General features: G+C 62.7%; 10 protein-coding genes. 6 read left to right on the top strand and 4 right to left on the bottom strand.

Annotated features, from left to right (window positions below; all coding sequences use genetic code 11):
- The 3 genes from AC2FNS_RS11300 to AC2FNS_RS11290 form a co-directional block, all read right to left on the bottom strand.
- Positions 1–252: GTP-binding protein (locus AC2FNS_RS11300; RefSeq protein WP_496787068.1), on the bottom strand; the 252-nt coding region annotated here is incomplete at its 3' end.
- Between the two features lie 112 nt (positions 253–364).
- Positions 365–955: a hypothetical protein gene (locus tag AC2FNS_RS11295; RefSeq protein WP_496688836.1), complete on the bottom strand. Its 591-nt coding sequence runs from the start codon at positions 953–955 to the stop codon at positions 365–367.
- Between the two features lie 100 nt (positions 956–1,055).
- A complete protein-coding gene (locus AC2FNS_RS11290; protein WP_496711237.1) occupies positions 1,056–3,404 on the bottom strand; it encodes a DNA topoisomerase IV subunit A in 2,349 nt (782 codons plus the stop codon).
- Positions 3,405–3,604: 200 nt separating this feature from the next.
- Between AC2FNS_RS11290 and AC2FNS_RS11285 the strand changes: the two genes are divergently transcribed.
- The 6 genes from AC2FNS_RS11285 to AC2FNS_RS11260 all read left to right on the top strand — a co-directional run bounded on the left by AC2FNS_RS11285 (position 3,605) and on the right by AC2FNS_RS11260 (position 7,974).
- Positions 3,605–4,222 carry an SH3 domain-containing protein gene (locus AC2FNS_RS11285; protein WP_496679236.1) on the top strand — a complete coding sequence of 206 codons (618 nt, stop codon included), beginning with the start codon at positions 3,605–3,607 and terminating at the stop codon, positions 4,220–4,222.
- Positions 4,223–4,291: 69 nt separating this feature from the next.
- Positions 4,292–5,119, top strand: coding sequence for an SDR family NAD(P)-dependent oxidoreductase (locus AC2FNS_RS11280; RefSeq protein ID WP_496711235.1), 828 nt, complete (start codon positions 4,292–4,294; stop codon positions 5,117–5,119).
- A gap of 79 nt (positions 5,120–5,198) precedes the next feature.
- A complete protein-coding gene (locus AC2FNS_RS11275; protein ID WP_040634599.1) occupies positions 5,199–5,402 on the top strand; it encodes a twin transmembrane helix small protein in 204 nt (67 codons plus the stop codon).
- Positions 5,403–5,975, top strand: a complete 573-nt coding sequence (locus AC2FNS_RS11270) for a cob(I)yrinic acid a,c-diamide adenosyltransferase (protein WP_496688832.1) — start codon at positions 5,403–5,405, stop codon at positions 5,973–5,975.
- Positions 5,976–6,286: 311 nt separating this feature from the next.
- On the top strand, positions 6,287–7,045 hold the full coding sequence (locus AC2FNS_RS11265) for an electron transfer flavoprotein subunit beta/FixA family protein (protein ID WP_496679244.1): 759 nt from the start codon (positions 6,287–6,289) through the stop codon (positions 7,043–7,045).
- Complete coding sequence (locus AC2FNS_RS11260; protein WP_496679245.1) at positions 7,045–7,974, top strand: electron transfer flavoprotein subunit alpha/FixB family protein; 930 nt, start codon at positions 7,045–7,047, stop codon at positions 7,972–7,974. Before AC2FNS_RS11265 ends, AC2FNS_RS11260 begins: the two co-directional genes overlap by 1 nt.
- A 49-nt stretch (positions 7,975–8,023) precedes the next feature.
- Here the strand turns inward: AC2FNS_RS11260 and AC2FNS_RS11255 are convergent, their stop codons facing one another.
- Entirely contained in the window at positions 8,024–8,845 is an 822-nt protein-coding gene (locus AC2FNS_RS11255; RefSeq protein ID WP_496711234.1) for a DUF6473 family protein, read from the bottom strand.
- Positions 8,846–9,006: the final 161 nt, after the last annotated feature.

The following is a 9,006-nucleotide window of genomic DNA, read 5'->3' as shown; positions in this document are numbered from 1 at the left end:
GACGTAGTCGGCGTGGCCGGGGCAGTCGACGTGCGCATAGTGGCGGTTGTCGGTCTCGTATTCCACGTGGGCGGTCGAGATGGTGATGCCGCGCGCCTTCTCTTCCGGCGCGCCGTCAATCTGGTCATACGCCTTGAAGTCGCCGAAATACTTGGTGATCGCTGCGGTCAGCGTCGTCTTGCCGTGGTCAACGTGGCCAATCGTGCCGATGTTGACGTGCGGTTTTGTACGCTCAAACTTTTCCTTTGCCATTCCTCAGGCGCCCTTTGCGGTTTGGGGGACCCTTGGTCCCGGTTTGCATCTGCGCGCGCGAGATATTGGGTTCACAACGGAAAATCAAGCACAACCATCAGGAAAACGGGCGTCAGGCCGGATTTTGTATGGCCTCGCCCGACTCAAGCGGCTGGATCAGCCCCGGCCGCGGGTCGAACCAACCGTTTTCTTTGTGTTCTTCGGCCAGCCATTCCTCGACCCGGTCGGCGATCTTGAGGGCCAACCCGCTCATCTGCTCTTCGCGGGTGCGGCTGTTGCCCGACCCCACGACCGCACTGTCACTGGTGGTGTCTTCCAGCACTTGGAATTGCTTGCCCTTGGCCAGGAACTGCTTATTGCCCACATCATAGACATTGACCAGGACGATGGCGGTGCTCTTGGGGTTGTAAATCACCGGGATGCCCGGCGGCGCCAGCATGTACCCTTCGAGGCTGATGCCGATATCATATTCCTGGGTGCCCTGATACCGGCCCAGCCGGATGTCCACTGCCTTCTGGATCGCATCCACCCATTCCTGCGGGGTCGCGTCCCGGCTCACCGGTCCTTGTACCGCCTTTTCCGCATAGGCATAGTTGACCCGCAGCTTGAAGGCGCCAAGGTCCTCGGGCGCCTCGTCAACCAACGTCTGGGTGCAGGCCCCGATCATGGCCAGTCCGGCGAAAAGTATCAGCAGTTTGCGCATGGGTTCCGTCTCGATAGGGCCTGTTTTTTCCTGATCTAGCGCACCGATGCGGCCTGTGCCAAGCCGTATCGGCAGTTTTCGCCTGCAGGCCGCAACCGCATCACGAGAACTTGTAGTCGCGCGGGAAGCCGTAGGGCGGCTTTTTCCCGACGCTGGCCCGCTTGGCCAGCCACGGCGACATGTCCGGCTCGTGCCGGGTCTTGTCGCCGCCCATCGACCATTTCAGACCCTCTTCCCAGTTGAAGGTGGTCAGGTCGGACAGGCCGCCATCCAGTTCCAGAGTGCCCTGCCGGCCCCGCGCCATGTTGTATTTCTGCAGACGCACGCCCTTGCCCCGCGTCATCTCGGGCAGTTCCGAGACTGGGAATACCAAGAACTTGCCGTTCTGCGACACCACGGCGACGTGGTCGCCCGCGACCGGTTTGCAGATCACCGCGCGCTCGTCATCCTTGACGTTCAACACTTGTTTGCCGTTGCGGGTCTGGGCCAGAACCTCATCCTCGGGCACGATGAATCCGTTGCCCGCATCCGAGGCCACAAGCAGCTTGCGCCCCGGCTTGTGGATCAGGATGTCGACGATCTGCGCCTCGTTGGGCAGATCGACCATCAGGCGCAGCGGCTCGCCCATGCCCCGCCCGCCGGGCAGGTTCGCGGCGCTGACCGTGTAGACCCGCCCGTTCGAGGCAAAGATCAGCAGCCGGTCGGTGGTTTCCGCGTGGAAGATGAAACGCGGCCCGTCGCCGTCCTTGAACTTCAGTTCGCGGTTCAAGTCGATATGGCCGGTCATCGCGCGGATCCAGCCCATCTGGGAACAGACCACCGTGATCGGTTCGCGGTCGATCATCGCCTCGAGCGGCACCTCTTCGACCGCGCCGGCCTCGGCAAAGCGGGTGCGGCGGGCACCGCCCTTGTAATCCTTGCCGAACTTCTTCTTGGTCTCCTTGATCTGCTCGGCGATCCGCGCCCATTGCAGGGACTCGTCGGCCAGCAGATCCTCAAGATCGGCGCGTTCCTCCATCAGCTTGTCGCGCTCGCGGATCAGCTCCATCTCTTCGAGGCGGCGGAGGCTGCGCAGACGCATGTTCAGGATCGCGTCGACCTGAACCTCGGTCAACTCGCCCTCGCCCGGCGCGGGCGAGACATAGTCGGCCTCGCTGGTGGCGCGGACATGGTCGATGCCCCAGTTCTCGCGCATCAGGGCGGCCTTGGGGTCGTCGTCATAGCGGATGATGTCGATCACCCGATCAAGGTTCAGGAAGGCGACGATGAAGCCCTCCAACACCTCCAACCGGTGGTCGATCTTAGCCATCCGGTGACGCGAGCGGCGCAGCAGCACCTCTTGCCGGTGATCGAGGAAGGCGCGCAGCACCTCCTTCATCGAGCAGACCTTGGGCGTCACCCCGTCGATCAGCACGTTCATGTTCAGGCTGAACCGCAACTCGAGATCCGAGTTGCGGTAGAGCATGTTCATCAGCACCTCGGGGTCCACGTTTTTCGAACGCGGCTCGAGGATCAGGCGGATGTCGTCGGCGGATTCGTCGCGCACATCGCCCAGAATCGGGATCTTCTTGGTCTGGATCAGCTCGGCGAGCTTTTCGATCAACTTGGATTTCTGGACCTGATACGGGATCTCGGTGACCACGATCTGCCACTGGCCGCGGCCCAGATCCTCGATCTGATACTTGCAGCGCAGCCGGAATGATCCGCGCCCGGTGCGATAGGCCTGTGCGATGTTCTCGGGCGGCTCGACGATCACGCCACCCGTCGGGAAATCCGGCCCCGGCACATAGTTCAGCAGCGTGTCGTCACGTGCGTCGGGCGTCTTGATCAGATGCAGGCAGGCGTCGCACAGCTCGGCGATGTTGTGGGGCGGGATGTTCGTGGCCATGCCCACGGCGATCCCCGACGCGCCATTGGCCAGCAGGTTCGGGAAGGTCGCCGGCAGCACCACCGGTTCCTGCAGCGTGCCGTCGTAGTTGTCGCGAAAATCGACCGCATCCTCGTCGAGCCCCTCCAGCAGCGCCTCGGCAACGATGGTCATCCGTGCCTCGGTATAGCGCGAGGCCGCCGGGTTGTCGCCGTCGATATTGCCGAAATTGCCCTGCCCGTCCACCAGCGGGTAACGGACGTTGAAATCCTGCGCCAGGCGCGCCATCGCGTCATAGATCGCGGCGTCACCATGCGGGTGATAGTTACCCATCACGTCGCCCGAGATCTTGGCCGACTTGCGGAACCCGCCCGAGGAACTGAGTCGCAACTCGCGCATCGCGTAGAGGATTCGCCGGTGAACCGGCTTCAATCCGTCGCGCGCGTCGGGCAAGGCCCGGTGCATGATGGTGGAAAGCGCATAGGTCAGATAGCGCTCGCCAATTGCCCGGCGCAGCGGCTCCGCCACCTCGCCCCCCGCGTCGGGGGTCTCCATATTGGGGTCGTCGATCGTGTCGTTCATAGATGATGTGATACGATGCCCGACGCCCTTGGTAAAGCAATCAGCGCATATTTTGCTGGGGACAAGTCCGGCTTTTTGCAACAGGGGGACCCAACCCCGCGATTTCCCCCGACTTTCGACTCGGGCGCGCGATTATGGTAGTATCTCAACCATTGAATGCTGCCGATTTCTTTGTTGATGCGATTGCCGGGGGATGCGCCATGACGCGCCTGATTGTTGTTACCTTCGCCGCCTTGGGCTGGGCCTTCTACGTGATGAGCGGAGGCCCCGATTTCGAGCCGCGCGGCACACGCGCTGCCACGCACAGTCTGGTTACCCAAGCCCGAACCGCTGACCGCTTGGTCGCCGCGAAGCCGAAGGAGCTTGTAACCCGCGCCGTTGCGCGCCCTGCAAAACCGGTCGAGCCAAGGCCCGAGCCGCTGCCCGTTGCGCAGACACCCGATGCAAGCGCCGTGTTGGCGCAGGTCGCCGCCGGAATGGGCGCGTCCCTTGCGGGCCTGGAAAGCCAGGGCCAGACCTTCTCGCTGGCATCGCTTGATGAGACCCCACCCCCGGCGCTGCGCGAGACGCCCGTCGGCCCCGAGGCCACACCAACCCAAGTGGCACCCGCACCCAAGGACATTCGCGAAGTGTCCGGCACACGAGTAAACATGCGCGACGGCCCGGGCACGATCTATCCGATCATCGGCAAGGCCCGGATGGGCCAGAAGGTCGAAGTGCTTAGCGACTCGGGCACCGGCTGGCTGCGCCTGCGCGTGTTGCCCGAGCAACAGGTCGGATGGATTTCCGCCTCATTGATCCGCAAAACCGCGAATTGACGCGATGCCGTCATTGCCCTGCCATGTTCCCCGCAATAGCTGTTGATGACGGAAAGCCACGGGAGCGATATGCAGAGATCCATCCTCATTACCGGGTGCTCCTCGGGTATCGGGCTGGACGCGGCACACGGAATGCGTGCACGCGGCTGGCGCGTTTTTGCCGCGTGTCGGCAGCAGCGCGATTGCGACCGCCTGCGTGCCCAAGGCTTTGACAGCCCACGCATCGACTATACCGACACCGCCAGCATAACGGCCGGACTTGCCGAGGTTTTGGAGGCCACGGGCGGCGCGCTGGATGCGCTGTTCAACAACGGAGCACATGGGCTTCCCGGCGCCGTCGAGGACGTACCGACCGAAGGCCTGCGCCATATCTTCGAAACCAATGTATTCGGCTGGCACGAACTGACGCGTCAGGTGATTCCCGTCATGCGTGCGCAGGGGCATGGCCGCATCGTCCAGAACTCGTCGGTTCTGGGGCTGGTCGCCTTTCCGTGGCGCGGTGCCTATGTGGCCACGAAATACGCCATCGAAGGCCTGACCGACACGCTGCGGCTGGAACTGCGCGACACCGGCATCAAGGCCATTCTGATCGAACCCGGCCCGGTCACCTCGAAGCTGCGCGAGAAGGCCATTCCGATCTTCGAACGGTTCATCGACTGGGAAAACTCGGCCATACGCGAGAAATACGAGGGCGCGCTGCTCAAACGGCTCTACGAGGACAGCGGCCCCGACCGGTTCGAGTTGCCCGCCTCGGCCGTAACGAACAAGCTGGCGCGCGCGCTCGAGGCGAAATCGCCCAAGGCGCGCTACTATGTCACGACACCCACTTACATTGCCGGCTATCTGCGGCGCGTGCTGCCGACCGGCGCCATCGACCGGATCCTGTCCCGCATCTGAGGCGAAATTACCCGTTCGCTTTTACCGCCTGTCCGGCTAGATGGTTCGGCAACGGAACAAAGGCGCGAATGAGGGCGAAATGGATATCTTGATGGGTGTGCTGCTTTTGGCGATGGCGGCGGTCGTCGTCGTGCTGGCGCTTGGTGTGGCCAATTTCGGCAAGGGCGGCATGGAGGCCGCCAAGAAAAGCAACAAGATGATGCGGCTGCGCATCCTGTTTCAATTCATTGCCGTGGTGCTGATCGTGCTCTACGTCTATTTGCGTGGACAGGGAGTGCAGTAGATGGTCGTTCTGAATAAGATTTATACCCGCACCGGGGACGATGGCAAAACCGCGCTGGGCAATGGCGAACGGGTTGCGAAATACTCGGGCCGCGTGGCGGCCTATGGCACTGTGGACGAGCTGAATGCCTTTGTCGGCGTGGCTCGCACCGAGGCCGAGGGCGAGGTCGATGCGGCGCTCGCCCGCATCCAGAACGATTTGTTCGACCTGGGCGCTGACCTGTGCCGCCCCGACATGGAAAAAGACGCCGAGGCCGATTACCCGCCCCTGCGGATCGCCCCGGCCCAGATCGACCGTCTGGAAACGGAAATTGACGCGATGAATGCCGACCTCGAACCGTTGCGCAGCTTCATCCTGCCGGGCGGATCAAAGCTGGCGGCGCATCTGCATGTCTGCCGCACCGTCTCGCGGCGCGCCGAGCGCCTGGCCGTCGAACTCACCAACATGGAGCCGGTGAACGAGGCCGCGGTGAAATACCTCAACCGCCTCAGCGACTGGTTCTTCGTGGCAGCCCGCTGCGCCAACAACGGCGGCCACGATGACGTCTTGTGGGTTCCGGGCGCGAACCGCTGAAAGCGCCACAACGTCCACTGGACGGTGTGGCGACCGGAATAGCGAAGCGCCGGCCCGAAGGGCGGGCGCAAACCGCTGGAACCCGAGACTCTTGAATGCGTTTTCGCACCATCCGGCGCGGCAAAACCGCCCATCGGCCGGGTAACAATATTTCGTTCCTTCACGTCAAAAAGCGTGAAACGCGACGTCCCCACGACATGACGTGACGATTTTGCCCTGTCCCGACGCCCCGCAAGGCGCTATCTAGGCCGACGAGAGCATTGGTGGAGTCGCATTGCGGCTTGCCGTTTTTGTAAGGAGCATACGCAAAAATGAAGGTACTTGTGCCTGTCAAGCGCGTGATCGACTACAACGTGAAAGTTCGCGTCAAGGCGGACGGCAGCGGTGTTGATCTCGCCAATGTCAAAATGTCGATGAACCCGTTCGACGAGATTGCCGTCGAAGAGGCGATCCGCCTGAAAGAAGCCGGCAAGGCCGACGAGGTTGTGGCCGTTTCGATCGGCGTCAAGCAGGCGCAGGAAACGCTGCGCACCGCGCTGGCGATGGGCGCAGACCGCGCCATTCTGGTGGTCGCCGCGGATGACGTCCACCAGGACATCGAACCGCTGGCCGTCGCCAAGATCCTGGCCAAGGTGGTCGAAGAAGAGCAGCCGGGCCTGGTGCTGTGCGGCAAGCAGGCGATCGACAACGACATGAACGCCACCGGCCAGATGCTGGCGGCACTGCTGGGCTGGAGCCAGGGCACCTTCGCGTCTGAGCTGGACATCGAAGGCGACACCGCCAAGGTCACGCGTGAAGTTGACGGCGGTCTGCAGACCATCAGCGTGAAGATGCCCGCCATCGTCACCGTCGACCTGCGCCTGAACGAGCCGCGCTATGCGTCGCTGCCGAATATCATGAAGGCTAAGAAAAAGCCGCTGGACGAAAAAACCGCCGCCGATTACGGCGTCGACGTCACGCCGCGCCTCGAAGTCGTCAAGACCGAAGAGCCGCCGGCACGCGCCGCTGGCATCATCGTGGGCTCGGTCGACGAGCTGGTCGGGAAACTCAAAGAAGCGGGGGCTGTGTAATGGCTGTACTTCTGCTTGCCGAAGTCAACAATGGCGAACTGGCGATGGACGCAACCGCCAAGGCGGTCACCGCTGCCAAGCAGCTGGGTGACGTGACCGTTCTGGCGGCGGGCGGCTCGGCCGCCGCTGCCGGCGAAGCCGCCGCCAAGATCGACGGCGTGTCCAAGGTCCTGGTCGCCGAAGACCCGTCGCTGGGCCACCGTCTGGCCGAATCGACCGCCGCGCTGATCGTCAGCCTGGCCGACGGCTATGAGCATATCGTGGCGCCGGCAACCACCGACGCCAAGAACGTCATGCCGCGCGTGGCCGCGCTGCTGGACGTGATGGTGATCTCGGACGCGTCGGGCGTGGTGGATGGCTCGACCTTCGAGCGCCCGATCTACGCGGGCAACGCGATTCAGACCGTCAAGTCGAACGATCCCAAGAAGGTCATCACCTTCCGCACCGCCAGCTTTGATGCGGCCGGCGAAGGCGGCTCGGCCCCGGTCGAGACCGTATCGGTCGGTGAAAACCCCGGCTTGTCGGAATGGGTCGAGGACAAGGTCGCCGAAAGCGACCGCCCCGAGCTGACCTCGGCCAAGGCCGTGGTGTCGGGCGGCCGCGGCGTCGGCTCGGAAGAAGACTTCAAACTGATCGAAGCCCTGGCCGACAAGCTTGGCGCGGCGGTTGGTGCCTCGCGTGCCGCAGTTGACTCGGGTTATGCCCCCAACGACTGGCAGGTGGGTCAGACCGGCAAGGTCGTGGCACCGGATCTGTACATCGCGGTTGGCATCTCGGGCGCGATCCAGCACCTGGCTGGCATGAAGGATTCGAAGATCATCGTCGCGATCAACAAGGACGAAGAGGCTCCTATCTTCCAGGTGGCCGATTACGGCTTGGTCGCCGACCTGTTCCAGGCCGTGCCGGAGCTTACCGAAAAGCTGGCCTGAAAAAGCCCGACTTCGAAACGATCAAGGCCCGCCGATTGGCGGGCCTTTCTCAGTCCAGATCCCGGATCGCGGACAGCAACCGCTCGGCAATGGCGCGATGCGTGGCCGGTCCGATCATGTACTCCGCCATCGGCTGCTGCATCGTGCCAAAAAGCATATCCTCGAGATCGTCAGACTCACCCGATGGGCGCACCTCCATCTCGATCTTCCCAGCACAGTGCCGCGCCAGTTCCGAGACCATCGAGGCGGAGACCTTCACCGTTTCCGGCAGGCTGAGGTGCTGCGCGTCGGGGCTGTGCACGATGTCCAACCACAACAGGACGACCGGCGGTTTTACCTGGGTCAGAAAATCGCTCAGCTTGGTCAGCCACCCCCGCCTCAGCGAGTCTGCCACCATTTCGAAGCGGGCATCCTGAAACTCGGCCAGTCGCAAAATCAGATGTCGGACGAAGTGGATTTCGGCGAAATCCACCTCGGGGTAGAGCGCGCGCAGATCCGCAGTCGCTTCAAGCACCCTGTCATTGCGCCGGACGTGCACCCTATAGAAAGGGTTGGTTTGGCCTAGAATCCCTGGCAGCTGCAAAACACATGTCTTGGCGTTGTTCATTAGGTCCAGCAGACAGGTGTCCAGCGTCAGCCCGTCGACTCCGCAAAACAGGCTGCCTAGGTTGATGCATGGCATGTCGAGCTTGTCGTCGAGGACAGACGGAAATGGGCGCGCAACGAAACGGCCATAGGTTTCATCGGCGCCAACGCAGGCCAGATATGGTCGGTCCAGTGCCAGTTTTGGCCCGCGATACCATCGCTCCGAGCCTGCATAGCGGCACAGCGGCTCTTCGGCGCTCAGCGCGCCGGATTCGTGATAACTCATGTCATCCACCCATTTTCTTCACCCGGATGCCATTGTCGGGCCACAGGTACTAAGAAAATCTCAATGGTCGACTTTTACGCGAATTCTACAGGTCACTGCCCCTTGCCGCCCTGCCCGGACTGCCGATAAGGTCGCCCCTGAACCTCAACGCAAAAGGCAGC

It is taken from the genome of Ruegeria sp. BHSA191, assembly GCF_059613325.1.
Note: the sequence above shows the minus strand (reverse complement) of the source record. Positions and strands in the feature narration are given on the sequence as shown.

Coding starts and splice junctions, on each gene's coding strand:
- AC2FNS_RS11295 (WP_496688836.1), bottom strand. CDS start 955: ATGCGCAAACTGCTGATACTTTTCGCCGGACTGGCCATGATCGGGGCC.
- AC2FNS_RS11290 (WP_496711237.1), bottom strand. CDS start 3,404: ATGAACGACACGATCGACGACCCCAATATGGAGACCCCCGACGCGGGG.
- AC2FNS_RS11285 (WP_496679236.1), top strand. CDS start 3,605: ATGACGCGCCTGATTGTTGTTACCTTCGCCGCCTTGGGCTGGGCCTTC.
- AC2FNS_RS11280 (WP_496711235.1), top strand. CDS start 4,292: ATGCAGAGATCCATCCTCATTACCGGGTGCTCCTCGGGTATCGGGCTG.
- AC2FNS_RS11275 (WP_040634599.1), top strand. CDS start 5,199: ATGGATATCTTGATGGGTGTGCTGCTTTTGGCGATGGCGGCGGTCGTC.
- AC2FNS_RS11270 (WP_496688832.1), top strand. CDS start 5,403: ATGGTCGTTCTGAATAAGATTTATACCCGCACCGGGGACGATGGCAAA.
- AC2FNS_RS11265 (WP_496679244.1), top strand. CDS start 6,287: ATGAAGGTACTTGTGCCTGTCAAGCGCGTGATCGACTACAACGTGAAA.
- AC2FNS_RS11260 (WP_496679245.1), top strand. CDS start 7,045: ATGGCTGTACTTCTGCTTGCCGAAGTCAACAATGGCGAACTGGCGATG.
- AC2FNS_RS11255 (WP_496711234.1), bottom strand. CDS start 8,845: ATGAGTTATCACGAATCCGGCGCGCTGAGCGCCGAAGAGCCGCTGTGC.